Below are 26380 nucleotides of genomic sequence, written 5' to 3' on the forward strand. Positions count from 1 at the left end.
GGTTTCAGACCTGTGCCTGAGCGCCTTCGAACCACGCCAGTTTTTCGCGCAACTGCACCACCTCGCCGACGATCACCAGTGTTGGCGCATGTACTTCATGCTCCGCCACCAGTCGCGGCAAGTCGGCCAGGGTGCCGGTAAAGACCCGCTGGTTGACCGTGGTGCCCTGCTGAATCAGTGCCGCCGGGGTATCCGCCGCACGACCATGCTTGATCAACTGCTCGCAGATGATCGGCAGACCGACCAGGCCCATGTAGAACACCAGCGTCTGCGCCGGGGCGACAAGGTCGGCCCATGGCAGATCGGTAGAACCGTCCTTCAAGTGGCCAGTGACAAACCGCACGGATTGCGCGTGGTCACGATGGGTCAGCGGAATCCCGGCATACGCCGCGCAACCGCTGGCCGCCGTGATGCCCGGCACGACCTGAAACGGAATGCCGTGGGCTGCCAGTTCCTCGATCTCTTCGCCACCGCGGCCGAAGATGAACGGATCGCCGCCCTTCAACCGCACCACGCGCTTGCCGGCCTTGGCCAGATCGACCAGTTGCTGGTTGATCTGATCCTGCGGCACGGCGTGTTCGGAGCGACGCTTGCCGACATACACCCGCTCAGCGTCGCGACGGCACAATTCGAGAATCGCCGGCGCTACCAAGCGGTCATAGAGCACCACATCGGCTTGCTGCATCAGCCGCAGCGCGCGGAAGGTCAACAGATCCGGATCACCCGGACCGGCACCGACCAGATAAACCTCGCCCGTGGTGACCATGGGCTCGCCATCGACCTTGGCCTGCAACAGGCGCTCGGCTTCCGCGCCTTGCCCGGCCAGTTGGCGATCAGCGATCGGGCCCTGGAAAACGTCTTCCCAGAAGCCGCGACGCTGCTGCACATCCGGAAACAGGTTTTTTACCTGATGGCGGAAGCGCGCCGCGAGCCCGGCGAGCTGACCGTAAGTCGAAGGAATCCAGGTTTCAATCTTGGCGCGAATCAAGCGCGCCAATACCGGCGCATCGCCGCCGCTGGAGACTGCAATGATCAACGGCGAGCGGTCGACGATTGCCGGGAAGATCACGCTGCACAAGGCCGGCGCATCCACCACATTGACCGGCACGCAACGCCGGTGGGCATCGGTGGAGACTTGCGCGTTTAGCGTTTCGTCGTCGGTCGCGGCAATGATCAGCCCGCAACCGTCCAGATCCGTTTCGGCGTAACCACGCAGCAGGCATTCGCCGCCGCTGGCAGCGACCAGTTCAGCCAGTTGCGTTTCAATCTCAGGTGCGACCACCCGCAGCAGCGCACCGGCATCGGCCAGCAGGCGGGATTTGCGCAAGGCAATTTCCCCCCCACCGACAACCAACACACGACTGCCGCGCAGGTTGTGAAACAGCGGCAGATATTTCATTTAGCCGATGACCTCAAGGCCACCCATGTACGGCTTGAGCACGTCCGGCACGCGGATCGAACCGTCGGCCTGCTGGTAGTTTTCCAGCACTGCCACCAGAGTACGACCGACCGCCAGGCCGGAACCGTTCAAGGTGTGCACCAGCTCGGGCTTGCCGGTTTCCGGGTTGCGGAAACGCGCCTGCATGCGACGGGCCTGGAAGTCGCCGCAGTTGGAGCACGAGGAAATTTCGCGGTACTTGTCCTGGCTCGGAATCCACACTTCTAGGTCGTAGGTCTTGACCGCGCTGAAGCCCATGTCACCGGTGCACAGTGCCAGGGTGCGGTAAGGCAGACCGAGCAGTTGCAGGACTTTTTCGGCGTTGGCGGTCAGGCCTTCCAGCGCTTGCATCGATTGCGACGGCTCGACGATCTGGACCATTTCGACTTTGTCGAACTGGTGCTGACGAATCATGCCGCGCGTATCCCGGCCCGACGCACCGGCTTCGCTGCGGAAGCACGGGGTGTGGGCGACGAACTTGATCGGCAGCAGTTTCGAATCGACGATTTCGCCGGCAACAATGTTGGTCAGTGACACTTCGGCCGTCGGGATCAGGTACAGATCGGCTTCACCTTCGCGGGCGATCTTGAACAGGTCTTCCTCGAATTTCGGCAGCTGGCCAGTGCCTTGCAGCGCCGGGGCCTGGACCAGGTAAGGCGTGTAAGCCTCTTCGTAGCCATGCTCGTTGACGTGCAGGTTGATCATGAACTGCGCCAGCGCGCGGTGCAGGCGGGCGATCGGACCCCGCAGCAAGGCGAAACGTGCACCGGACAGCTTGGCGGCAGTTTCGAAATCCAGCCAGCCGAACTTCTCGCCGAGGGCGACGTGGTCTTTTACTTCGAAATCGAACTGGGTCGGCGTGCCCCAACGACGCACTTCGACGTTGTCGTCTTCGTCCTTGCCGACCGGAACCGACTCATGCGGCAGGTTGGGAATACCAAGCAGGATCGAATCCAGTTCGGTCTGGATCGCGTCCAGCTCGACCTTGCCAGCGCTCAGTTCGCCCGCCATGCGCTCGACATCTGCCATCAACGGCGCGATGTCTTCGCCACGCTGCTTGGCCTGGCCGATGGATTTGGAACGCGCATTACGCTCAGCCTGCAGTGCTTCGGTGCGGGTCTGGACGGTCTTGCGCTGTTCTTCCAGCGCTTCGATGCGCGCGGTGTCCAGGGCAAAGCCACGGGAAGCCAGGCGGTCCGCTACGTCCTGAAGGTTGCTACGTAACAGTTTGGAATCGAGCATGTCGGTTTCTCGTTATCAAAGTTTGGTCAGGGACAGGCCGGCCCACGTGGCGAGCAGCCCGCCGAATACGCTGAGTGCCGCATAGCCCAGGGCCAGCAACACCTGCCCGCTTTCCAGCAGGCGCACCGTATCCAGTGAAAAAGATGAAAAAGTCGTCAGCCCCCCGAGGAAGCCGACCATCAACCCGGCACGCACCTCGATCGGCACCTCCGGGCGTATCAAAAACAGGCCGTACAACACGCCGATCAACAGGCAGCCCACAATATTAACGGCCAGCGTCGCGGTATAGAAGTGCCGCGGCCAATTGGCGCTGACCCAATTACCCGTGGCGAAGCGCAACAATGTGCCGGCAACACCGCCGACCGACACTGCAAGGATCAATGGAACCACTATTTTCTCCGCTGCCGAGGGCTCAGACGATCGAGTTGCGCGAGGTGATTGAGCTTCTCGCCGATCTTCAACTCCAGGCCACGGGGCACTGGCTGATAGAACGCAATCGGCTCGAGTTCTTCCGGGAAATAGTCTTCCCCGGCGGCATAGGCGTCGGGCTCGTCATGGGCGTAGCGGTACTCGTCGCCATAACCCAATTGTTTCATCAGCTTGGTTGGCGCATTGCGCAGGTGCAGCGGCACTTCCAGCGAACCGTTTTCGGCAGCGGCACGCAGTGCGGTTTTGAAGCCCATGTACACCGCGTTGCTTTTCGGTGCACAGGCCAGATAAGTAATGGCTTGAGCGACAGCCAGTTCGCCTTCGGGGCTACCGAGCCGCTCCTGCACTTCCCACGCGGCCAGGCACAGGCTCAGCGCGCGCGGATCGGCGTTGCCGATGTCTTCGCTGGCCATGCGCACCACGCGCCGCGCCAGATACAGAGGATCACAGCCGCCGTCGATCATCCGCGCAAACCAGTACAGCGCGCCGTCGGGGTTGGAGCCGCGCACCGATTTGTGCAGCGCCGAGATCTGGTCGTAGAACGCCTCGCCGCCCTTGTCGAAACGTCGCCGGGTATCGCCGAGCAGGCTTTGCAGCAGCTCGGTGCCGATTTCGCTGTTGTCTTCAGCCAGATCGGAGGCGTTCTCCAGCAGATTGAGCAGACGCCGGCCATCGCCATCAGCGGCGGACAGCAGCATCTGGAAACCCTCATCGCTCAGGGTCAGGTTACGCTTGCCCAGGCCGCGCTCTTCGGTGAGTGCGCGGTGCACCAGTTTACGCAGCGCCGCTTCGTCGAGGCTTTTCAACACGTACACACGGGCACGTGACAACAAGGCGTTGTTGAGTTCGAAAGATGGGTTTTCGGTGGTGGCGCCGATGAAGATCAGCGTGCCGTCTTCAACGTATGGCAGAAAGGCGTCCTGCTGCGACTTGTTGAAGCGGTGTACTTCGTCGACAAACAGGATCGTGCGTTTGCCGTACTGGCCGGCCTGCTGCTTGGCAATCTCGACGGCCTGGCGGATTTCCTTGACGCCGGCGAGCACCGCCGAGACCGTTTCGAAGTGCGCATCGGAGACTTCCGCGAGCAAGCGCGCCAGAGTGGTCTTGCCCACGCCCGGCGGCCCCCAGAAGATCATCGAATGCAGCGCGCCCTGCTCCAGCGCCTCGCGCAGAGGCTTGCCGCGAGCGAGCACGTGCTCCTGACCGACGTACTCATCCAGATTGGCCGCACGCAGACGCGCGGCCAAGGGTTGGGCAATCGGTGCACTGCGAAACAGATCCATCACGTAGCGTTGAAACCTCTGATTTTCTGAAATCTGCTGAAGAACCTGTGGTGAGGGGATTTATCCCCGTTGGGCTGCGAAGCGGCCCCAAAAGCGACGACTGCTCGGCAGCCGGACGGGGATAAATCCCCTCGCCACAATAGCCCCTCAATAGCAGGCCCTCACCACAAAGGGCCGGTGTTTATTCCTGGATGACGTCGGCACCCTTTGGAATGTCGAACTTGAATTTCGACGCCGGCACCGCTTCGTTGGCCTTGACCCCGGTAAACAGGATATTCGTACGCTGGCCGACGCTGTCAATCAGTTGCATGTCATTGAGCAGGCCGTTGCGGAACGACAGGCGAAGGTTGTCGAACAAGGTGTCCTTGGTTTTTGGCTTGAGGGTGAAGTCGATCACACCGCCCGCCTCTTTCGCACTGATGTCGAAGCTCTGACTGATCTTCGAGACATCGCCGGACAGCAGCAGCGCAGGGGTCTGGGTCAGACGCTCGTCGAGCTTCTTGATGGTGGCCTGCTCCAGGTCCGGGTCCCACAGGGTGACTTTCTTGCCATCAGAGACCATGGTCTGCTCGGCTGGCGCGTTGGTGTGCCAGTAGAACAGGCCCGGACGCTGCAGAGTCATGTTGCCGGTGGTTTCCTGCAATTGGGTGCCGCCGCCGTCGAGGGTCAACTGCGAGAAGTTGGCCGACAGGGTTTTCGATGTTTCGAGCAATTGGGTCAGACGCGCCACGTCCTTTTCATCGGCGTGGGCCGTGAGTGTGGTCAGCGCCAGTACTGGCAACAGCATGCGGATAAGGCGCATGAGAGTCCTCTTGAATACTCGTGGGAGAGTGGCGGAACGTCATTGTCCCGCCTCTTGCTTGTGAATCAGTCGCGTACCGGGCCCGGGGCCAGGACTTCACGCGAACCGTTGGTGTTCATTGAGGTGACGACGCCCGCCATCTCCATCGCCTCGATCATCCGCGCAGCGCGGTTGTAACCGATCTTCAGCTTGCGCTGAACAGCGGAAATCGACGCGCGACGGCTTTCGAGGACGAACTGCACCGCTTCGTCATACAGCGCGTCGGCTTCCGGATCATCACCGTCGCCACCACCACTGCTGCCTTCAAAGCCGCTGCCCGCCTCTTCGACACCGTTGAGGATGTCGTCGTTGTATTCCGGCGCGCCGCGCAGTTTCCACGCCTCGACCACGCGGTGAACCTCATCGTCGGAAACGAACGCGCCGTGCACGCGGATCGGCAGACTGGTGCCCGGAGGCATGTAGAGCATGTCACCGTGACCCAGCAGTTGCTCGGCGCCACCCTGATCGATGATCGTCCGCGAGTCGATCTTGCTCGACACCTGGAACGCCATCCGAGTCGGGATGTTGGCCTTGATCAGACCGGTGATCACGTCCACCGAAGGGCGCTGGGTCGCGAGGATCAAGTGAATCCCCGCCGCACGCGCCTTCTGGGCGATACGGGCGATCAGTTCTTCAACCTTCTTGCCGACGATCATCATCATGTCGGCGAATTCATCGACCACCACGACGATGGTCGGCAGTTTCTGCAGCAATGGCGCTTCGTCGTGAATGCTTTCGCGCTTGTACAGCGGATCGCTCAACGGCTCGCCGGCCTCCTGGGCTTCCTTGACCTTGGCGTTGAAGCCGGACAGGTTACGCACGCCCATCTTGGCCATCAGCTTGTAGCGACGCTCCATCTCGGCAACGCTCCAGCGCAAGGCGTTGGCCGCGTCCTTCATGTCGGTCACAACCGGGCAGAGCAGGTGCGGGATACCCTCGTAGATCGACAGTTCGAGCATTTTCGGGTCGATCATGATCAGCTTGGCGTCGTCCGGGCCGGACTTGAACAGGATCGACAGGATCATCGCGTTCACGCCCACCGATTTACCCGAACCGGTAGTACCGGCCACCAGCAAGTGCGGCATCTTCGCCAAGTCGGTGATGACCGGCTTGCCGCCGATATCGTGACCGAGCGCCAGGGTGACCGGCGATTTGAAGTTGTCGTACTCAGGCGTCGACAGCACCTCGGAGAAGCGCACGATCTGACGGTCTTCGTTGGGGATTTCGATACCGACAGTGGTCTTGCCGGGAATCACCTCGACCACCCGCACACTGGTCACTGCCAGCGATCGCGCCAAGTCCTTGGCCAGGTTGGCGATACGGCTGACCTTCACGCCGGCCGCCGGCTGAATTTCGTAACGGGTAATCACCGGACCCGGATGAATCGAATCCACCGTGACTTCGACGCCGAACTCCTTGAGCTTGATTTCCAGCAAGTGGCCGACCGCTGCCAGGGATTCAGGCGAATAGTTGAGCTGTTTCTTTTCCGCAGGATCAAGAATCGAAATCGGCGGCAAGGTGCCTTCCACCGCGCTGTCGACGAACAACGGCGCCTGCTTCTCTTTCTGCACGCGTTTGCTCGGCTCCGGCGCCTTGGCCGGTGCCGGCGCGATGACCGGCGGCACCTGTTTCTCGCGGTCGGACATGTGCTTGCTCAGCGCTTGCTCGCGCTCGATCAGGCGTTCCTTGACCTTGGCCTGCTCGCGTTTGTCGGTGACAGTCGGTGCGACCACATCGTGGACGCGGTCATCGACTTCACGCAGTTGCGCGACCAGTTGCTTGCGCTCGGTGCGCGCCGACCACCAGCGGTTGAGCGCGCCCTGGAACAGTTCGAACAGATCGAGGGTGATCTTGCCGGTGACGTCCATCACCTTGAACCACGACAAGTCGGTAAATACGGTGAGGCCGAACAGGAACAGCGCGATGAACAGCAGCGTGCTGCCCTGGATGTTCAGCGCATTCTTTGCCAGATCGCCAAGGCTTTCGCCCAGGGCACCGCCAGCGCCGGCCGGCAGGCCGGTCGCGGCATGGAAATGAATGTGCGCGAGCGCAGCACCGGAAAGCACCAAAAACACCAGACCGATCAGACGCCAGGAGAACAGCCAGCCGCTCCACTGCCACGGTTCATGGCGTTGACGGAAAATCTGGTACGCCTTGACCGCCAGCAGCAACGGAAAGATATAGGCGAAGTAACCGAGCACCATGAACAGGATATCGGCGCTGTACGAGCCGGCCGGACCGCCAAAATTCTGCACATCATCGATCTTGCTGTTATGGCTCCAGCCGGGGTCGTCCTTGCCGTAGGTCAGCAAAGCCATCATCAGGAACAGGCACAAGGCGCCAATGGCGATCAATGCACCTTCCTTGAGCCGGTAGTGCAGTTGCTGGCGCCAGAGCGGAACGACTGTTTTGGGTGCTTCGGTGGTCTTCTTCAAAACGCTTCTTTTCCTGCGCCCGAGGCGCGTCCATCTATTGAATGACGATAAAAAACTGCCCAATCCAGGCAGGTAAAAAAGGTGAAAAGCTCAACTGAGACTACTTTTAACACTGTGCCACTGGTTTTATAAACACAGCCATAAACACTGTGCACAGCGAAAAGCCCGTCACAACCCGGCATTGTACGGGTTTGTGCGCCCGATGCCATGCTTGAGAGCAGAGCCTTGAGCATAGCCAAACGGATGCGAATTGCGTTGCAATTGGAGCATGCATTGTCTTTTGTGACAAAGGCTTATGACGTGTATTTGATGAACGTAGCGAGGCCGGCCGAATTCGCTGGACGGAATGCGTACAGGCATCGATACGGTGACGCTTACGACCACGGACGACACATCGAGTTGCAGCTCAATGCTCACTCCATCAAACATCGGTGCAGGACATTGACGGCGTTTCGCGGCAAACTCTTCCACGGGGTCTTTACGCTCCCCTGACCGCCCTCCCCTTCTGCAAGCCCGGATGCCATGCTGACTTGGTTACAACGTAATTCCCTGACCTTTCCGCCCCTGGAAAAAGCCATGCGCGAGCCGAACGGATTGCTCGCTGCCGGCGGCGATCTGTCCGCCGACCGTCTGATTCAGGCCTATCGCCATGGCTGCTTTCCCTGGTTCTCCGAAGGCCAACCCATTCTCTGGTGGTCGCCAGACCCTCGCACCGTGCTTTTCCCCGACGAACTGCACGTCTCGCGCAGTCTTGCCAAATTGCTGCGCAAGCAACGCTATCAAGTGACCTTCGATCAGGATTTCGACGCCGTCATCCGCGCCTGCGCTGCACCGCGTGATTACGCCGACGGCACCTGGATCACCGAGGCCATGCAGGATGCTTACGTAGAACTGCATCGACGCGGCTTCGCTCATTCGGTTGAGGTCTGGGACGATGGACAACTGGTGGGCGGCCTGTACGGCCTGGCGATGGGCCAATTGTTTTTCGGCGAGTCGATGTTCAGCCGCGCCGACAACGCTTCCAAATACGGCTTCGCCACGCTGGTGCAGCATTTGAAAGCAGCCGGTTTTGTGTTGATCGATTGCCAGATGCCGACGGATCACCTGCACAGCCTCGGTGCGCGGTCAATTCCGCGCGGCGACTTCGCCGACTATCTGCAGCGCCATCTCGATCAACCGAATTCGGCGACCTGGGTTTGCTGAGCGACTTTTGCGCAGGTGGCTTACACTTAATCCACCAGCTTATCCCGAGGGTTGATTCATGACCGAGTTGGCGCGATTGAAGTTCTATGCCACTCAGCCCCACTCTTGCAGTTATCTGCCCGAGGAGCAGGCCACGACGCTGTTTCTCGACCCGAGTCAGCCCATGGATGTGCACGTCTACGCAGATCTGTCGGAAATGGGCTTTCGTCGCAGCGGCGATCACCTGTACCGGCCGCATTGCCAGAATTGCAATGCGTGCGTGCCTGCGCGCATTCCTTCCGCTCAGTTCATCCCCAACCGTCAGCAGAAGCGTATCTTCAAGCGCAACGCCGATCTGCAGGTGCAGCCGGTCAAGCCGCAATTCAGCGAAGAATATTTCGACCTGTACCAGCGCTACATCGAACAGCGGCACGCCGACGGCGACATGTACCCGCCGAGCCGTGACCAGTTCTCGACGTTCCTGGTGCGTGACCTGCCCTTCTCGCGCTTCTACGAGTTTCGACTCGACGGACGGTTGCTCGCGGTAGCGGTCACCGATCTGCTGCCCAACGGCCTGTCTGCGGTGTATACGTTCTACGAACCGAACGAAGAACGCCGCAGCCTCGGTCGTTACGCGATCCTCTGGCAAATCGCCGAGAGCCAGCGTCTGGGCCTTGAGGCGGTGTATCTGGGGTACTGGATCAAGAACTGCAAAAAGATGAACTACAAGACGCAATATCGACCCATCGAATTGCTGATCAATCAGCGCTGGGTCGTCCTGAACTGAACCTGCGGCCTAAACCCCTTGGCGTAAACACCATTTTTCGGGCACAATGCACGCCGCTTTTGCCTGGCGCAGTTGCACCGGGCCATTCATTGGATACCGAGGGCTTTACTGCATGTCGAAAGAAGACAGCTTCGAAATGGAAGGCACTGTCGTCGACACCCTGCCCAACACCATGTTTCGTGTGGAGTTGGAAAATGGGCACGTCGTAACCGCGCATATTTCCGGCAAGATGCGCAAGAACTACATTCGTATTCTTACCGGTGACAAAGTGCGCGTCGAGCTGACGCCCTATGATTTGAGCAAAGGGCGGATCACTTACCGCGCTCGTTAATCAAGTCAATACAGAACGCCCGGGTTATGCCGGGCGTTTTTGTGTCTGGGTTTAGAGGTTTGGGGCTGGCGGTTTCGCGCTTACAGCATGCAAATCAAAAGATCGCAGCCTTCGGCAGCTCCTACACAATGAGCATTCGCCCTGAGGTCGAGTGTCAGCTCGCCTGCTTTTGATCTTGATCCACGGGCGACTTCGGGAGGCTGAGCGGAGGGACTGATCCGGGCGTGGGAGCGCAGCGACCGTCTGGCGCAGCCAGACACAGCGGAAGGAGGTGCAGCGAAGCAAACCGTAGCCGCTGCGCCCGGATCAGTCCCGGAGCGAAGGAACCCGAGCCTGCGAGGGCCGAACGCAGGAGCAAGCGTTTTTTGCTTACTTTTTTTAGGCGTTTGTAAAAAAAGTGAGTCGCCGTAAGGGCGAAACCCTAAGCAGCCGTTACCGCAGCAACGGATATACACCTAAAACCACTAAACAACGAGCAACAAAAAGGCGCCCGAAGGCGCCCTCTTGATCCACAGCCGTCAGGCCATCTCTGCCGTAGTTTCGAAGTCAAACGTCAACTCCCCGTCCTTGATGTCGATGTGCACCACACCGCCATGCTCGGCCAGTTCGCCAAACAGAATCTCCTCCGCCAACGGACGCTTGATCTTGTCCTGGATCAGACGCGCCATCGGACGTGCGCCCATCGCCGAATCGTAACCCCCGGCCGCCAGCCAGCTGCGCGCCGCATCGGTAACTTCGAGCAACACGCGCTTGTCTTCCAGCTGCGCCTGAAGCTCGGTGAGGAACTTGTCCACCACGCTTTTGATGACCTCATGGCTGAGGCGACCAAACTGGATAATGGTGTCCAGGCGGTTGCGGAATTCCGGCGTGAAACTCTTCTTGATCACTTCCATCGCATCAGACGAGTGATCCTGATGGGTGAAACCGATCGAAGCCCGCGCGGCCGTTTCGGCACCGGCGTTGGTGGTCATGATCACGATCACGTTGCGGAAGTCCGCCTTGCGCCCGTTGTTATCGGTCAGCGTACCGTGGTCCATGACCTGCAGCAGCAGGTTGAAGACTTCCGGATGCGCCTTCTCGATCTCATCGAGCAGCAATACGCAATGCGGCTGCTTGGTGATCGCTTCGGTCAACAGACCGCCCTGGTCGAAACCGACATAACCCGGAGGCGCACCGATCAGACGCGATACGGTATGACGCTCCATGTACTCGGACATGTCGAAACGCACCAGTTCAATACCCAGCGCTTTGGCCAACTGACGCGCAGCCTCGGTTTTACCGACACCGGTAGGCCCTGCGAACAGGAACGAACCGACCGGCTTGTCCGGCGACTTGAGCCCGGCACGGGAAAGCTTGATCGCGGTCGACAGCGAATCGATTGCCGCGTCCTGACCAAATACCGTCAGCTTCAGGTCACGCTCCAGATTACGCAGCAGCTCCTTGTCGGAACTGGTGACGTGCTTTGGCGGAATCCGCGCGATTTTCGCGACGATGTCTTCGACCTGTGGCACATCGATACGCTTGACGCGCATCTCCACCGGCTGCAGACGCTGGTAGGCGCCCGCCTCGTCGATCACGTCGATAGCCTTGTCCGGCATGTGCCGGTCATTGATATAGCGCGACGCCAGTTCGGCGGCGGCACGCAATGACTCATCGCTGTACTCGATGCTGTGATGCTGCTCGAAGCGCCCTTTGAGGCCACGCAAGATACCGATGGTGTCTTCCACCGACGGCTCTACGACATCGACCTTCTGGAAACGACGGGCCAAGGCGCGGTCCTTCTCGAAGATGCCGCGGAATTCCTGGAACGTGGTCGAACCGATGCAGCGAATGTCGCCAGACGACAGCAGCGGCTTGAGCAGGTTGGACGCGTCCATCACGCCACCCGACGCAGCGCCCGCACCGATGATGGTGTGGATCTCGTCGATGAACAGGATCGCCTGCGGACGTTTTTTCAGTTCATTGAGCAGTGCCTTGAAGCGCTTCTCGAAATCACCGCGATACTTGGTGCCCGCGAGCAGAGCGCCAAGATCGAGCGAATAAACAACCGCATTGGCCAGCAGATCCGGCACCTGATTGTCGACGATGCGCTTGGCCAGGCCTTCGGCAATCGCGGTTTTACCCACGCCTGCTTCACCGACCAGCAGCGGATTGTTCTTACGCCGGCGCGCGAGAATCTGCGCGACACGCTCGACTTCCGATTCACGGCCGACCAGCGGATCGATGCGACCCTGGCGCGCAAGTTCGTTGAGGTTGCTGGCATAAGCATCCAGAGGATTGCCTGAAGAAGAAGACTCACCGCCCTCGTCGTCCTGCATATCTTGTTCACCTTCAGAGTGATCGCCATGCCCCGGCACTTTCGAAATGCCGTGGGCGATGTAGTTGACGACATCAATGCGCGCCACGCTCTGCTGTTTCAGCAGGAACACGGCCTGACTCTCTTGCTCACTGAAGATAGCGACCAGCACGTTGGCGCCGGTCACTTCGCGCTTGCCCGAGCTCTGTACGTGGAAAACAGCACGCTGCAGGACACGCTGGAAGCCCAGGGTTGGCTGGGTTTCGCGATCCTCGTCATGCACGGGGATCAATGGCGTGGTGGAGTCGATGAACTCCTGCAGATCATGCTTGAGTTTGTCGAGGTTTGCGCCGCAGGCACGCAAAACGGTGGCGGCAGCCTCATTATCCAATAGGGCCAGCAGGAGATGTTCGACGGTCATGAATTCATGACGCTTCGAACGAGCCTCCTTGAAGGCTAGATTGAGGGTGACTTCGAGCTCGCGGTTTAACATAGCTTCACCTCATACCCAAGTGGTCGGCGATTAACCGTCCTTCTCGATTTCACAGAGTAGCGGATGCTGGCTTTCCCTGGCGTACTGGTTGACCTGCATGGCCTTTGTCTCGGCGATGTCGCGGGTAAACACTCCACATACTGCCCGGCCTTCTGTATGGACGGCCAGCATGACCTTGGTCGCCAGCTCGCGATTCAGGTTAAAAAACACCTCGAGCACTTCGACGACGAAATCCATCGGTGTGTAGTCATCGTTGAACAAAACCACCTTGTACATCGGCGGCGCCTGTAACGCGGGCTTTGCTTCCTGAACAGCAACGCCTGCCGAATCGTCGTCGTGCTCCTGTGGAAGATCCTTTTGGAGAAGCGGGCGATCCTGATTGAATGTTAGTCGAATCTGGCTGATTGCATGCATGGAAAAAAAGGTTCGTCAGTTGTGCGAATACAGTGGTGGGGGCGGTTGCACACGTTTTCAACTACGACTGCCCGGTCACCTTGACTATCGGGAAAACGGTGTTACAACCAATAGAGCCCACAGTGGGTAAAAAAGATCCGCGGAGTCAATTCTTTTATCGAATTCGATTGCGGATGTCGTGGATGATACTCCAGCGATGGAGTCTGTTGCAGAGGGATTTGAGCATGGCTGTCGGCAAGGTGAAATGGTTCAACAATGCCAAGGGGTACGGCTTCATCATTGAGGATGGCAAGTCGGAAGACCTGTTTGCGCATTACACGGCGATCAAGATGGATGGATATAAGACCCTTAAGGCCGGGCAAGCCGTGAAATTTGACATCATCCAAGGGCCAAAGGGCCTGCATGCAATCGAAATTCACAACGTCGTCATTGCAGCGCCCGACCCGGCTGTCGGCGGTGCAGTCGGCGCCGCTGCTGCGGCCGCCGCTGCCACGGCCAAAGCGATGAGCTGACTGATTTCCACCTGAACATCAGCCACAAAAAAACCGCCTGAAAATTCAGGCGGTTTTTTTTGGTTGTCCGCGTTTTACATATGCGAAATCAACGCATCGCCGAACCCCGAAGAAGACACCAGCTTGGCACCATCCATCAAACGCTCGAAATCATAAGTAACAGTCTTCGCGCTGATCGCACCGTTGGTGCCCTTGATGATCAGGTCCGCCGCTTCGGTCCAGCCCATATGACGCAACATCATCTCAGCCGAGAGAATCAGCGAGCCCGGGTTGACCTGGTCCTTGCCGGCATATTTCGGCGCGGTACCGTGGGTCGCTTCGAACATCGCCACGGTATCGGAGAGGTTGGCGCCCGGCGCAATACCGATACCACCGACTTCTGCCGCCAGGGCATCGGACAGATAGTCACCGTTGAGGTTGAGCGTAGCGATCACATCGTATTCGGCCGGGCGCAGCAGGATCTGCTGGAGCATGGCGTCGGCGATGGCGTCCTTGACCACAACGTTCTTGCCGGTTTTCGGGTTCTTGAACTGCATCCACGGACCGCCGTCGAGCAGGGTCGCGCCGAATTCTTCGGCCGCCACCTCATAGGCCCATTCCTTGAAGGCACCCTCGGTAAACTTCATGATGTTGCCTTTGTGCACGATGGTCAGCGAGTCGCGATCATTGTCGACCACGTATTGCAGGGCTTTACGCGCAAGGCGCTTGGTCCCTTCGCGCGATACCGGCTTGACGCCGATGCCGCAGTTTTCGTCGAAACGGATCTTGGTGACGCCCATTTCTTCTTTAAGGAATTTGATGACCTTGGTGGCTTCCGGCGAACCAGCCTTCCACTCGATACCGGCGTAAATGTCTTCGGAGTTCTCGCGAAAGATGGTCATATCGACGTCGCCGGGTTTTTTCACCGGGCTCGGCACGCCTTCGAACCAGCGCACCGGACGCAGGCAGACGTACAGGTCGAGTTGTTGACGCAAGGCGACATTCAGTGAGCGGATGCCGCCACCAACCGGAGTGGTCAGCGGGCCTTTGATGGAGACCACGTAATCCTTGACCGCGTCGAGGGTTTCCTGCGGCAGCCAGGTGTCCTGGTCATAAACCTGAGTGGCTTTTTCGCCGGCGTAGACTTCCATCCAGGAAATCTTGCGCTTGCCGCCGTAGGCCTTTTCAACAGCAGCATCGACAACCTTGATCATCACCGGACTGATGTCGACACCAATACCGTCACCTTCGATGAAGGGGATGATCGGGTTATCAGGAACATTGAGAGAATGGTCTGCATTGACAGTGATTTTGTCACCGACGGCTGGAACCTGAATCTTCTTGTAACCCATGCTGAACTCCATTGTTTGGATTGAACACCTGGCTTGCTTCGAGCGTAACCCAGTTGTATCAACACGCAAACCCTATGTTCCGCCGCCGCGTACATCTCGTTTCGTACAAGCCTGAAAGCAAAGGGAAAAGCGCCAAACTCCAGCATTCGTAACGAGTCTTTGCCCGATGCCGCCCTGCGACCTTTAGACCAATGGACGAGAATCGTTGCATATGAACCATCGGCAGATTGCCAGCTACCTATGTATAATGCCGCCCGCTGACCACAGGGTCACGACGGCTGGCCTCTCTAGCACGAGACTTTCCGCCTGATTGGTCGGGTTGTTACCGCAGCCTGACTGCTTGACGCTCTACTGATGCACCCAACATCACCGCGAAGAATCTCGACATTCGGTTCATGGATGACTTTGAACGAACGCGCTTACCCGGCGCCCCTCGAGTTTCTGCGCACGCTTTAGCAAAGAAGAGAGAGTTAATCCGAATATGCCCACCCGCTCGAAGATCATCTATACCTTCACCGACGAAGCTCCTGCCCTCGCCACCTATTCCCTGCTGCCGATCATCGAGGCTTACACCGCCTCGGCCGATATCGCCGTGGAAACCCGCGATATCTCTCTTGCAGCGCGCATCCTGGCAAGCTTCCCCGAGCAACTGGGCGACAAAGCCGTAGCCGACCACCTCGCCGAACTGGGCGACCTGGCCGTTACGCCTGAAGCCAACATCATCAAGCTGCCGAACATCAGTGCTTCGGTACCGCAACTGCAAGCCGCGATCAAAGAGCTGCAGGCGCAGGGCTACAACCTGCCGGACTACCCGGAAACCGTGACCAGCGACGCCGACAAAGACGCCAAGGCGCGTTACGACAAGGTCAAGGGCAGCGCCGTGAACCCGGTTCTGCGTGAAGGCAACTCCGACCGCCGCGCTCCGCTGTCGGTGAAGAACTACGCACGCAAGCACCCGCACAAAATGGGCGCCTGGGCCAAAGACTCCAAGTCCCACGTTGCGCACATGAGCACCGGCGATTTCTACGGCAGCGAAAAAGCTGTCCTGATCGACGCCGCTGACGCTGTGAAGATCGAACTGATCGCCAAAGACGGTGCTGCCACCGTTCTGAAAGAAAAAACCACCGTTCAGGCTGGCGAGATCCTCGACTGCGCCGTGATGAGCAAAAACGCCCTGCGTGCGTTCATCGCTGCCGAAATCGAAAGTGCCAAGGCCCAGGGCGTGCTGCTCTCGGTGCACTTGAAAGCGACCATGATGAAGGTCTCCGACCCGATCATGTTCGGCCAGATCGTTGCCGAGTTCTATAAAGACGCACTGACCAAGCACGCTGACGTGCTGAACCAGATCGGCTTCAACCTGAACAACGGCATCGGCGACCTGTACGCACGCATCAAGGCCCTGCCGGCCGAGCAGCAAGCGCAGATCGAAGCCGATATCGCCGCGGTCTACGCCGTTCGTCCGTCGCTGGCGATGGTCAACTCCGACAAGGGCATCACCAACCTGCACGTGCCGAGTGACGTCATCGTTGACGCCTCGATGCCAGCGATGATCCGTGACTCCGGCAAGATGTGGGGCACCGACGGCCAGCTGCACGACACCAAGGCGGTGATCCCGGATCGCTGCTACGCGACCATCTACCAGGCCGTGATCGAAGATTGCAAAGCCAACGGCGCTTTCGACCCGACCACCATGGGCAGCGTGCCGAACGTCGGTCTGATGGCGAAGAAAGCCGAAGAGTACGGTTCCCACGACAAGACTTTCCAGATCAAGGCAGACGGCGTTGTTCGCGTCACCGACAGCAAAGGCAAGCTGCTGATGGAGCAGGCTGTCGAAGCCGGCGATATCTTCCGCATGTGCCAGACCAAAGACGCGCCGATCCAGGACTGGGTCAAACTGGCCGTCAACCGTGCTCGCGCGAGCAGCACGCCGGCGATCTTCTGGCTCGACCCGATGCGCGCCCACGATGGCGTAGTGATCGAGAAGGTTCAGGCGTACCTGAAGGATCACGACACCAGCGGTCTGGACATCCAGATCATGGCGCCGGTCGATGCGATGAAGTACACCCTGCAGCGCACCCGCGAAGGCAAGGACACCATTTCGGTGACCGGCAACGTACTGCGCGACTACCTGACCGACCTGTTCCCGATCATGGAACTGGGCACCAGCGCCAAGATGCTGTCGATCGTGCCGCTGATGAACGGCGGTGGTCTGTTCGAAACCGGCGCTGGCGGTTCGGCGCCAAAGCACGTGCAGCAACTGGTTGAAGAGAACTTCCTGCGCTGGGATTCGCTGGGTGAATTCCTCGCCCTCGCCGCTTCCCTTGAGCATCTGGGCGTGAACTACAACAACCCGAAAGCGCTGGTGCTGTCGAAAACCCTGGACCAGGCCACCGGCCAGTTCCTCGACAACAACAAGTCGCCATCGCGTAAAGTCGGCAACATCGACAACCGCGGCAGCCACTTCTACCTGGCGATGTACTGGGCTCAGGCCCTGGCGGCCCAGACTGAAGACGCGGCACTGCAAGCGCAGTTCGCGACGCTGGCGAAAACCCTGACCGAGAACGAAGCAACCATCGTTGCCGAACTCAACGCCGTTCAGGGCAAGCCAGTCGACATCGGTGGTTACTACCACGCCGACGCCGAGCTGATCAGCAAGGCCATGCGCCCAAGCGCAACCTTCAACGCGGCGATCGCTGCGCTGGTTTAAGGTTGTAATGCGGTAAACAGACCCCGGCCTTGTGCCGGGGTTTGTGTTTCCGGGTTTTGTGATCACCACAAAACTTTGTGGGAGCTGGCTTGCCAGCGATGGCAGTTTATCATCCAGCATGGATGGTGACTGAACCACCGCTATCGCTGGCAAGCCAGCTCCCACAGGGATTGGGGTTTAACCAACAGATTGAGGAAGGTTTTATGGAATGGCTCCCCCACATCACCGTCGCCACCATCGTCGAGGACAACGGCCGTTTTCTGATGGTTGAAGAGCACAAGGGCGGGCGCAATGTGCTCAACCAGCCCGCCGGGCATCTCGATCCGGATGAAACCCTGATCGACGCGGCGATTCGCGAAACCCTCGAAGAAACCGGTTGGGACGTCGAACCCACCGGCGTGATCGGCATTTATCTGTATACCGCGCCGAGCAACGGCGTGACTTACCAGCGCATATGCTTCAGCGCCAAAGCCGTGCAGCATCACCCGGATTACCAACTCGACGACGGCATCGTCGGCGCCAAGTGGCTGACCCGCGACGAATTAGTCGCCCAGCGCGACAACTGGCGCAGCGAGCTGATCATCCGTTGCATCGACGATTATCTGGCCGGTCATCACTTCAGCCTCGAACTGATCCGCCCTTCTCTTTAGCCTTGCGGCCGCGAGCCTGATAGAATCGCGCCCTTTTCCAAGACACTCATTGAATCCCTATGCGTGATCCAGCCCCTTCTGACACATCCAAGAAGCGCGTCATTGTCGGCATGTCCGGCGGCGTGGACTCTTCCGTTTCCGCCCTTCTGCTGATCGAGCAGGGCTATGAAGTGGAAGGCCTGTTCATGAAGAACTGGGAAGAAGACGACGGAACGGAATACTGCACCGCCATGGACGACCTGGCGGATGCTCAGGCTGTCTGCGACAAGATTGGCATCAAGCTGCACACCGCCAACTTCGCGGCCGAGTACTGGGACAATGTGTTCGAGCACTTCCTCGCCGAATACAAGGCCGGACGCACACCAAACCCGGACATCCTGTGTAACCGCGAGATCAAGTTCAAAGCGTTCCTCGACTACGCGATGATGCTCGGCGCTGACCTGATCGCCACCGGCCACTACGTGCGCCGCCGCGACATCGATGGCCGCACAGAACTGCTCAAGGGCCTCGATCCGAACAAGGATCAGAGCTACTTCCTGCACGCCGTCGGCGGCGAACAGATCGCCAAGACCCTGTTCCCGGTCGGCGAGCTGGAAAAGCCTGAAGTCCGCGCGATTGCCGAGAAGTACGAACTGGCCACCGCCAAGAAGAAGGATTCCACCGGGATCTGCTTCATCGGCGAGCGCCGCTTCAGCGATTTCCTCAAGCAATACCTCCCGGCACAACCGGGTGAGATCAAGACCACCGAAGGCGAAGTCATCGGCCGTCACCACGGCTTGATGTACCACACCATCGGCCAGCGCCAGGGCCTCGGCATCGGCGGTTTGAAAGATGCCGGCGATGAGCCGTGGTACGTGCTGCGCAAGGATCTGCAGACCAACGAGCTGATCGTCGGCCAAGGCAACAACCATCCGTGGCTGTTCTCCAGCGCCCTGCTCGCGTCGGAAATCTACTGGGTCAACCCGATCGACCTGAGCCAGCCGCTGCGCCTGACGGCAAAAGTGCGTTACCGCCAGAGCGATCAGGCCTGCACCCTGGAAAAAACCGCCAGCGGTTATCGCGCCGTGTTCGACGAACCGCAACGCGCGGTGACGCCGGGCCAGTCGGTCGTTTTCTATGACGGCGAAATCTGCCTCGGCGGCGGCGTGATCGAAGTAGCCGAGCCGTGGAGCGGCCAGGCATGAGCCCGACTCAGGAACAACTGACAGCGCTGGGCGGTGTGTTTCTCGCCGCCGTGCTGGTCGATCGCATCGCCAAGACTGGCCAGACCAACGAGGCCGGCCTGAGTTGCATGCTCGGCAGCCTGCTGGTCCGCGACCCAAAAGATACGCTGGATGTATACGGCGGCGACGACATCAATCTGCGCGAGGGTTACCGCGCATTGATCGGCGCGCTGGAGCGCGATCCGAGCACCTTGCAGCGCGAGCCGTTGCGCTACGCGCTGTCGATGCTCGGTCTGGAGCGGCAACTGGCCAAGCGTGACGACATGCTCGAGACGATTGCCAAGCGCCTGCCGCAGATTCAGTCGCAGGTGGAGCATTTTGGCCCTGCCCACGAGAACGTCGTCGCCGCTTGCGGTGCGTTGTACCAGGACACGTTAAGCACCCTGCGCCAGCGCATTCAGGTGCACGGCGACATGCGCAACCTGCAGCAGCCGAGCAATGCCTCGAAAATCCGCGCCCTGCTCCTCGCGGGTATCCGCTCGGCGCGCCTGTGGCGTCAGCTCGGCGGCCACCGCTGGCAGTTGGTGATCAGCCGCCGCAAGCTGCTCAAAGAGCTTTATCCATTGATGCGCAGCGAGTAAACGCCGCGTCATGAAGGCTTTGTAGTCTGTAACGCGTAATACGCCGGTCAGTTGGCGACGGACCGGCGGATTTTTTCATGTATGATACGCGCCCCATTTCGTTGCCCGACTGTCCGAGAACACCCCATGCAGCTCTCTTCGCTCACTGCGGTTTCCCCTGTTGACGGCCGCTACGCCGGCAAAACCCAGGCCCTGCGCCCGATTTTCAGCGAGTACGGCCTGATCCGTGCCCGCGTTCTGGTTGAAGTGCGCTGGCTCCAGCGCCTGGCCGCCCACGCTGGCATCCCTGAAGTACCGGCCTTCTCCGCCGAGGCCAACGCCGTTCTCAACGAACTGGCGGAAAACTTCTCGCTGGAGCACGCCGAGCGCGTCAAAGAGATCGAGCGCACCACCAACCACGACGTCAAAGCGATCGAATACCTGCTCAAAGAGCAGGCGGCCAAGCTGCCGGAGCTGGCCAAGGTCAGCGAATTCATCCACTTTGCCTGCACCAGCGAAGACATCAACAACCTGTCCCACGCCTTGATGCTGCGTGAAGGCCGTGACGACGTGATGCTGCCGCTGATGCGCCAGACCGCCAACGCCATCCGCGAACTGGCCATCCGTTTCGCCGACGTGCCAATGCTGTCGCGCACCCACGGTCAGCCAGCTTCGCCAACCACTTTGGGTAAAGAGCTGGCGAACGTGGTTTACCGTCTCGAGCGCCAGATCGCTCAGGTCGCTGCCGTACCGCTGCTCGGCAAGATCAACGGCGCCGTCGGCAACTACAACGCGCACCTGTCGGCCTACCCGCAGATCGACTGGGAAGCCAATGCCCGCGCCTTCATCGAAGACGAGCTGGGCCTGGACTTCAACCCGTACACCACGCAGATCGAACCGCACGACTACATCGCCGAGCTGTTCGACGCCATTGCACGCTTCAACACCATCCTGATCGACTTCGACCGCGACATCTGGGGCTATATCTCCCTGGGTTATTTCAAGCAGCGCACGATCGCTGGCGAAATCGGTTCGTCGACCATGCCGCACAAGGTCAACCCGATCGACTTCGAAAACTCCGAAGGCAACTTGGGTATCGCCAACGCATTGTTCCAGCACCTGGCGAGCAAACTGCCGATTTCCCGCTGGCAGCGCGACCTCACCGACTCCACCGTACTGCGCAACCTCGGGGTCGGCTTCGCCCACAGCGTGATCGCCTACGAAGCCAGCCTCAAAGGCATCAGCAAACTCGAACTCAACGAGCAGAAGATTGCCGCTGACCTCGACGCTTGCTGGGAAGTCCTGGCCGAGCCGATCCAGACCGTGATGCGTCGCTACAACATCGAAAACCCGTACGAAAAGCTGAAAGAACTGACCCGTGGCAAGGGCATCAGCCCTGAAGCACTGCAGACTTTCATCGATGGCCTGGACATGCCAGCGCAAGCCAAAGCCGAGCTCAAGCAACTGACGCCGGCCAACTACATCGGCAACGCTGTGGCACAAGCCAAACGCATCTGATCGACCGTTTGCCCCGTTTGAGACGCCCGGCCGCGCCGGGCGTTTTTATTCCCGTCTGAAAAGTGCTTTTTTTCAATAGGTTACATATGAATTCCGATATTCCTCTTCAACTTCTGGGCGGCCTCACTGCACGCGAGTTCCTGCGTGACTACTGGCAGAAAAAACCGCTGCTGATCCGTCAGGCAATTCCTGACTTCGAAAGCCCGATCGATGCCGACGAACTGGCCGGCCTGGCCCTGGAAGAAGAAGTCGAATCGCGCCTGGTCATCGAACACGGCGAGCGTCCGTGGGAACTGCGTCGCGGCCCGTTCGCCGAAGACGAGTTCAGCAAACTGCCAGAGAAAGAGTGGACCCTGCTGGTGCAGGCGGTTGATCAGTTCGTGCCGGAAGTCAGCGAACTGCTGGAAAACTTCCGCTTCCTGCCGAGCTGGCGCGTCGACGACGTGATGATCAGCTTCGCCGCCCCGGGTGGCAGCGTCGGTCCGCACTTCGACAACTACGACGTGTTCCTGCTGCAGGGCCACGGCAAGCGCAACTGGAAAATCGGCCAGATGTGCGATTCCGAGAGCCCGCTGCTGCAACATGCCGACCTGCGCATCCTCGCTGAATTCCACGAGACCGAAGAGTGGGTACTGGAACCGGGCGACATGCTCTACCTGCCGCCGCGTCTGGCCCACTGCGGTGTCGCGGTCGACAACTGCATGACCTACTCGGTCGGTTTCCGCGCGCCAAGCGCCGCTGAAGTGCTGACCCACTTCACCGACTTCCTCAGCCAGTTCCTGACCGACGAAGAGCGCTATACCGATGCCGACGCCAAGCCGGCGGCTGATCCGCATCAGATCCAGCACGATGCGCTGGACCGCCTGAAAAGCCTGCTCGCCGAGCACATGAGCGACGAGCGCCTGCTGCTGACCTGGTTCGGCCAATACATGACCGAGCCGCGCTACCCGGAACTGGTGGTCGGCCCGGAAGACGTCGAAGAAGAAGACTTCCTCGCCGCCCTGCAGGACGGCGCCGTACTGATTCGCAACCCGAGCGCGCGCCTGGCCTGGTCGGAAGTCGACGACGATCTGCTGCTGTTCGCCAGCGGCCAGAGCCGTTACCTGCCGGGGAAGCTGCGCGAACTGCTGAAGCTGATCTGCGCCGCTGACGCCCTGCACGCCGACAACCTCGGTGAGTGGCTGAGCGACGAAGACGGTCGCAGCCTGCTTTGCGAACTGGTCAAGCAAGGTAGCCTGGGGTTCGCCGATGAATAAAATTCGCGTTCGTGTCGCAGACTGGCAGAAGGATATCGCCGAGATCCGGCGCATTCGTGAAACGGTGTTCATCGCCGAACAATCGGTGCCACCCGAGCTTGAGTGGGACGCCGATGACGCGACAGCCGTGCATTTCCTGGCGTTCGAAGGCGACTTCCCGATCGGCACGGCCCGACTGCTGCCCGACGGCCACATCGGCCGGGTTTCGGTGCTCAAAGACTGGCGTGGCATGAAGGTCGGTGATGCGCTGATGCAAGCGGTGATTGCCGAAGCTGAAGCGCGCGGTTTGAAGCAACAGAAGCTCAGCGCTCAGGTGCAAGCCACGGCGTTCTACGAGCGCCTGGGTTTCAGTCTGGTCAGCGAGGAGTTTCTCGAGGCCGGGATTCCGCATGTCGACATGGTTCGGCATTCGGCCTGATTCCGAGACCTCCAGATCCCTGTGGCGAGGGGATTTATCCCCGCTGGGGTGCGAAGCAGCCCCAAATCCAGCAAACTCGGTGAGTCAGTTAAATCGAGCGCGCTGGGTCGGCGACTGCTGCGCAGCCGAGCGGGGATAAATCCCCTCACCACAAAAGGCCGCAAGAACACCACAAAACGCCCCGACATCAACCGATGCCGGGGCGTTTTGCTGTCTACGATTCAACTTGCCCCACCCCGGGCCGACAAACTGGCAATATCAAGCCTTTCGAACGCGGAGATAACGGACATGTCCCTACGCACCCTGCTCACCACCCTGCTGCTCGGCTGCAGTTTTTCGGTGCTGGCAGCCACAGAAATCGTTCCCCTCAAATACCACACCAGCGCTGACATGCTGCCGGTCGCGCAGGACTTCATCGGCCAGGACGGCCAGGTCAGCGCTTACGGCAACCAACTGATCGTCAAAGCCGAGCCGGGCAAGATACAGGAACTGAAAGATCTGCTGGCGCAACTCGATACCGCTCCGAAGCGCTTGCTGATCACCGTCGACACCAACGAAAACAATGGCCGTGGCGACGAAGGCTATTCAGTCAACGGCGCTCAGCCGAACCAGACCCGGATCATCAGCCGCAGCACCACCAGCCGCAACGGTGGCGTTCAGCAAGTGCAGACCAGCGAAGGCACTCCTGCGCTGATTCAGGTTGGCCAGAGCGTGCCGATCACCAACACCCAAAGCGACTCCTACGGTGGCTACAGCAGCGAGACCCAATACCGCAACGTCACCCAGGGTTTCTACGTCACCGCCAGCGTCACCGGCGAGACCGTCCACCTGGCAATCAGTACCAACCGTGACCGCATGAGCCAGGAACGTCCCGATGTAGTGAACGTGCAAAGCACCGACACAACCGTCACCGGGCGCCTCGGTGAGTGGATCACTCTGGCGGGCGTTAATAGCCAGACTCAGGCCGACAAACAGGGCCTGACCCGCAGCTACTCGACTCAAGGCCGCGATGACATGACCTTGCGGGTGAAAGTCGATACGCTGGACTAAAGCACCTAAAACTGACTGATTAGTCGTATTGGACGAAAGATGTAGTGCTTGAAAAAAAGCACTACAAAACGTTTGACGCGAAAAAAAAGCGAAGGCATGATGGCCTCGCTCCCGCTAATCAGAGGCCCTGGCAAGGGCCTTCGAAGCGCCGTTCGCACCTACCCCGCGAACCGCTTCGTGTCTGTACCGCCCACAAGGCGTGTTTGACGAGGTTGCCGACTGGAACGAAGTTGTCCCGAGGGACGGAAGCGTATTTAGGTAACCCGGCTTCACGCTGTTGTCCGTATAAAGGCCCACGACGCCCGCATGCGCCCCGCAGTCCGCCACTACCTGCTCACTTTCCCCTCGAGCCCATCGTTCATCCCGTCGCCTACCCCGCCGAATCCGACTTGACCACCTAAGCTTCTGGTCAGCGAGCGCAGGAATTTTCCACCGCAGAACAACTTTTCATAAAAGACGCGACGAGGTTTATCTCCATGGCACTGACACGCGAACAGCAAATTGCAGCCCTCGAAAAAGACTGGGCCGAGAACCCGCGCTGGAAAGGCGTGACTCGCACTTACTCCGCTGCCGACGTGGTCCGCCTGCGTGGCTCGGTTCAGCCTGAGCACACCTTCGCGAAGATGGGCGCCGAGAAGCTGTGGAACCTGGTCACCCAGGGTGCCAAGCCGTCCTTCCGTCCAGAGAAAGATTTCGTCAACTGCATGGGCGCCCTGACTGGCGGCCAGGCTGTTCAGCAGGTCAAGGCCGGTATCCAGGCGATCTACCTGTCCGGCTGGCAGGTGGCTGCGGACAACAACTCCGCAGAATCCATGTACCCGGACCAGTCGCTGTACCCGGTGGACTCCGTACCAACCGTGGTCAAGCGCATCAACAACTCGTTCCGTCGTGCCGACCAGATCCAGTGGAAAGCTGGCAAGAACCCGGGCGACGATGGCTACATCGACTACTTCGCACCAATCGTGGCCGACGCTGAAGCCGGTTTCGGCGGTGTACTCAACGCCTACGAGCTGATGAAAAGCATGATCGAAGCAGGCGCCGCTGGCGTTCACTTCGAAGACCAACTGGCTTCGGTGAAGAAATGCGGTCACATGGGCGGCAAGGTTCTGGTGCCGACCCAGGAAGCTGTACAGAAGCTGACCGCTGCCCGTCTGGCCGCTGACGTGGCCGGTACGCCAACCATCATTCTGGCCCGCACCGACGCCAACGCGGCTGACCTGCTGACTTCCGACTGCGACCCGTACGATCAGCCGTTCGTGACCGGCGAGCGAACTCAAGAAGGTTTCTACAAGGTACGCGCCGGCCTGGATCAAGCGATCGCACGTGGCCTGGCTTACGCGCCGTACGCCGACCTGATCTGGTGCGAAACCGCCAAGCCGGATCTGGAAGAAGCCCGTCGCTTCGCTGAAGCGATCAAAAAGGAATACCCGGACCAGCTGCTGTCGTACAACTGCTCGCCTTCCTTCAACTGGAAGAAGAACCTGGACGACGCGACCATCGCCAAGTTCCAGCGCGAACTGTCCGCCATGGGCTACAAGCACCAGTTCATCACCCTGGCCGGCATTCACAACATGTGGCACAGCATGTTCAACCTGGCGCACGACTACGCCCGCAACGACATGACTGCCTACGTGAAGCTGCAGGAGCAGGAATTCGCTGACGCCGCCAAGGGTTACACCTTCGTTGCGCACCAGCAGGAAGTGGGCACTGGCTACTTCGACGACATGACCACCGTGATCCAGGGCGGCACGTCCTCGGTGACCGCGCTGACCGGTTCGACCGAAGAAGAACAGTTCCACTAATTCGGCCTCACCTGAGCAAACGGCCTTTGCGGGTCGGATAAAAAGCTAACCGCAGAGCCGCAACACTGACGCCCCGACTGGATCGGGGCGTTTTTTTGCCTGTTGGAATCTCAAAGACACTACAAATCCCCTGTGGGAGCGAGCCTGCTCGCGAAGGCGATAAGTCAGCTTGCACATCTGGA

Annotated in this window: 22 protein-coding genes; 13 read left to right on the forward strand and 9 right to left on the reverse strand. The window is 59.6% G+C overall.

The window, feature by feature from the left end:
• Positions 1 to 4 precede the first annotated feature (4 nt).
• The 6 genes from cysG to ftsK form a co-directional block, all read right to left on the reverse strand.
• A complete protein-coding gene (cysG, locus tag ACZ0AZ_RS25480; protein WP_039763295.1) occupies positions 5 to 1399 on the reverse strand; it encodes a siroheme synthase CysG in 1395 nt (464 codons plus the stop codon).
• Positions 1400 to 2680, reverse strand: coding sequence for a serine--tRNA ligase (gene serS / locus ACZ0AZ_RS25485; protein WP_039763296.1), 1281 nt, complete (start codon positions 2678 to 2680; stop codon positions 1400 to 1402).
• A gap of 15 nt (positions 2681 to 2695) precedes the next feature.
• Entirely contained in the window at positions 2696 to 3070 is a 375-nt protein-coding gene (gene crcB / locus ACZ0AZ_RS25490; protein WP_016775261.1) for a fluoride efflux transporter CrcB, read from the reverse strand.
• Positions 3070 to 4392 (reverse strand): replication-associated recombination protein A, encoded by a 1323-nt coding sequence (locus tag ACZ0AZ_RS25495; protein WP_039763297.1) that lies wholly within the window; start codon positions 4390 to 4392, stop codon positions 3070 to 3072. Before ACZ0AZ_RS25495 ends, crcB begins: the two co-directional genes overlap by 1 nt.
• 181 nt (positions 4393 to 4573) lie before the next feature.
• Positions 4574 to 5194 (reverse strand): outer membrane lipoprotein periplasmic chaperone LolA, encoded by a 621-nt coding sequence (gene lolA / locus ACZ0AZ_RS25500; RefSeq protein WP_042609224.1) that lies wholly within the window; start codon positions 5192 to 5194, stop codon positions 4574 to 4576.
• 65 nt (positions 5195 to 5259) lie between these two features.
• Positions 5260 to 7668: a DNA translocase FtsK gene (gene ftsK / locus ACZ0AZ_RS25505; protein ID WP_039763299.1), complete on the reverse strand. Its 2409-nt coding sequence runs from the start codon at positions 7666 to 7668 to the stop codon at positions 5260 to 5262.
• A gap of 522 nt (positions 7669 to 8190) precedes the next feature.
• Between ftsK and aat the strand changes: the two genes are divergently transcribed.
• From aat to infA, 3 genes are all read left to right on the forward strand, one after another.
• Positions 8191 to 8871 carry a leucyl/phenylalanyl-tRNA--protein transferase gene (gene aat, locus ACZ0AZ_RS25510; protein WP_129999544.1) on the forward strand — a complete coding sequence of 227 codons (681 nt, stop codon included), beginning with the start codon at positions 8191 to 8193 and terminating at the stop codon, positions 8869 to 8871.
• Positions 8872 to 8929: 58 nt separating this feature from the next.
• Positions 8930 to 9637, forward strand: coding sequence for an arginyltransferase (locus tag ACZ0AZ_RS25515; protein WP_129999545.1), 708 nt, complete (start codon positions 8930 to 8932; stop codon positions 9635 to 9637).
• 112 nt (positions 9638 to 9749) lie between these two features.
• Complete coding sequence (infA, locus tag ACZ0AZ_RS25520) at positions 9750 to 9968, forward strand: translation initiation factor IF-1 (protein ID WP_002553999.1); 219 nt, start codon at positions 9750 to 9752, stop codon at positions 9966 to 9968.
• A gap of 518 nt (positions 9969 to 10486) precedes the next feature.
• Here the strand turns inward: infA and clpA are convergent.
• Together clpA and clpS are read right to left on the reverse strand one after the other, a co-directional pair.
• Complete coding sequence (gene clpA / locus ACZ0AZ_RS25525; RefSeq protein WP_039763303.1) at positions 10487 to 12757, reverse strand: ATP-dependent Clp protease ATP-binding subunit ClpA; 2271 nt, start codon at positions 12755 to 12757, stop codon at positions 10487 to 10489.
• Between the two features lie 30 nt (positions 12758 to 12787).
• On the reverse strand, positions 12788 to 13171 hold the full coding sequence (gene clpS / locus ACZ0AZ_RS25530) for an ATP-dependent Clp protease adapter ClpS (RefSeq protein ID WP_011334948.1): 384 nt from the start codon (positions 13169 to 13171) through the stop codon (positions 12788 to 12790).
• Between the two features lie 224 nt (positions 13172 to 13395).
• Between clpS and cspD the strand changes: the two genes are divergently transcribed.
• Entirely contained in the window at positions 13396 to 13683 is a 288-nt protein-coding gene (cspD, locus tag ACZ0AZ_RS25535) for a cold shock domain-containing protein CspD (RefSeq protein ID WP_080769441.1), read from the forward strand.
• Between the two features lie 74 nt (positions 13684 to 13757).
• On the opposite strand, the gene icd is transcribed toward cspD, so the two are convergent.
• Complete coding sequence (icd, locus tag ACZ0AZ_RS25540) at positions 13758 to 15014, reverse strand: NADP-dependent isocitrate dehydrogenase (protein WP_039763304.1); 1257 nt, start codon at positions 15012 to 15014, stop codon at positions 13758 to 13760.
• A gap of 481 nt (positions 15015 to 15495) precedes the next feature.
• Between icd and ACZ0AZ_RS25545 the strand changes: the two genes are divergently transcribed.
• From ACZ0AZ_RS25545 to aceA, 9 genes are all read left to right on the forward strand, one after another.
• Complete coding sequence (locus ACZ0AZ_RS25545) at positions 15496 to 17721, forward strand: NADP-dependent isocitrate dehydrogenase (RefSeq protein ID WP_071172899.1); 2226 nt, start codon at positions 15496 to 15498, stop codon at positions 17719 to 17721.
• A 203-nt stretch (positions 17722 to 17924) separates the two neighbouring features.
• The gene (locus ACZ0AZ_RS25550; RefSeq protein ID WP_039763306.1) at positions 17925 to 18371 is read left to right on the forward strand and encodes an NUDIX hydrolase; all 447 of its coding nucleotides are present in this window, start codon (positions 17925 to 17927) and stop codon (positions 18369 to 18371) included.
• Between the two features lie 59 nt (positions 18372 to 18430).
• Positions 18431 to 19555, forward strand: a complete 1125-nt coding sequence (mnmA, locus tag ACZ0AZ_RS25555; protein WP_071172900.1) for a tRNA 2-thiouridine(34) synthase MnmA — start codon at positions 18431 to 18433, stop codon at positions 19553 to 19555.
• A complete protein-coding gene (gene hflD / locus ACZ0AZ_RS25560; protein ID WP_039763308.1) occupies positions 19552 to 20175 on the forward strand; it encodes a high frequency lysogenization protein HflD in 624 nt (207 codons plus the stop codon). Before mnmA ends, hflD begins: the two co-directional genes overlap by 4 nt.
• A 126-nt stretch (positions 20176 to 20301) precedes the next feature.
• The gene (gene purB / locus ACZ0AZ_RS25565) at positions 20302 to 21672 is read left to right on the forward strand and encodes an adenylosuccinate lyase (RefSeq protein WP_129999548.1); all 1371 of its coding nucleotides are present in this window, start codon (positions 20302 to 20304) and stop codon (positions 21670 to 21672) included.
• Positions 21673 to 21758: 86 nt separating this feature from the next.
• The gene (locus ACZ0AZ_RS25570; protein WP_129999549.1) at positions 21759 to 22928 is read left to right on the forward strand and encodes a ribosomal protein uL16 3-hydroxylase; all 1170 of its coding nucleotides are present in this window, start codon (positions 21759 to 21761) and stop codon (positions 22926 to 22928) included.
• Positions 22921 to 23346 (forward strand): GNAT family N-acetyltransferase, encoded by a 426-nt coding sequence (locus ACZ0AZ_RS25575; protein WP_016775275.1) that lies wholly within the window; start codon positions 22921 to 22923, stop codon positions 23344 to 23346. The genes ACZ0AZ_RS25570 and ACZ0AZ_RS25575 overlap by 8 nt, the downstream gene beginning before the upstream one ends.
• 288 nt (positions 23347 to 23634) lie before the next feature.
• Entirely contained in the window at positions 23635 to 24396 is a 762-nt protein-coding gene (locus tag ACZ0AZ_RS25580; protein ID WP_024013416.1) for a secretin N-terminal domain-containing protein, read from the forward strand.
• A 476-nt stretch (positions 24397 to 24872) separates the two neighbouring features.
• Positions 24873 to 26198, forward strand: a complete 1326-nt coding sequence (aceA, locus tag ACZ0AZ_RS25585) for an isocitrate lyase (RefSeq protein WP_039763311.1) — start codon at positions 24873 to 24875, stop codon at positions 26196 to 26198.
• The last annotated feature ends 182 nt before the right edge of the window (positions 26199 to 26380 follow it).

The organism is Pseudomonas sp. AC239, from assembly GCF_979258545.1.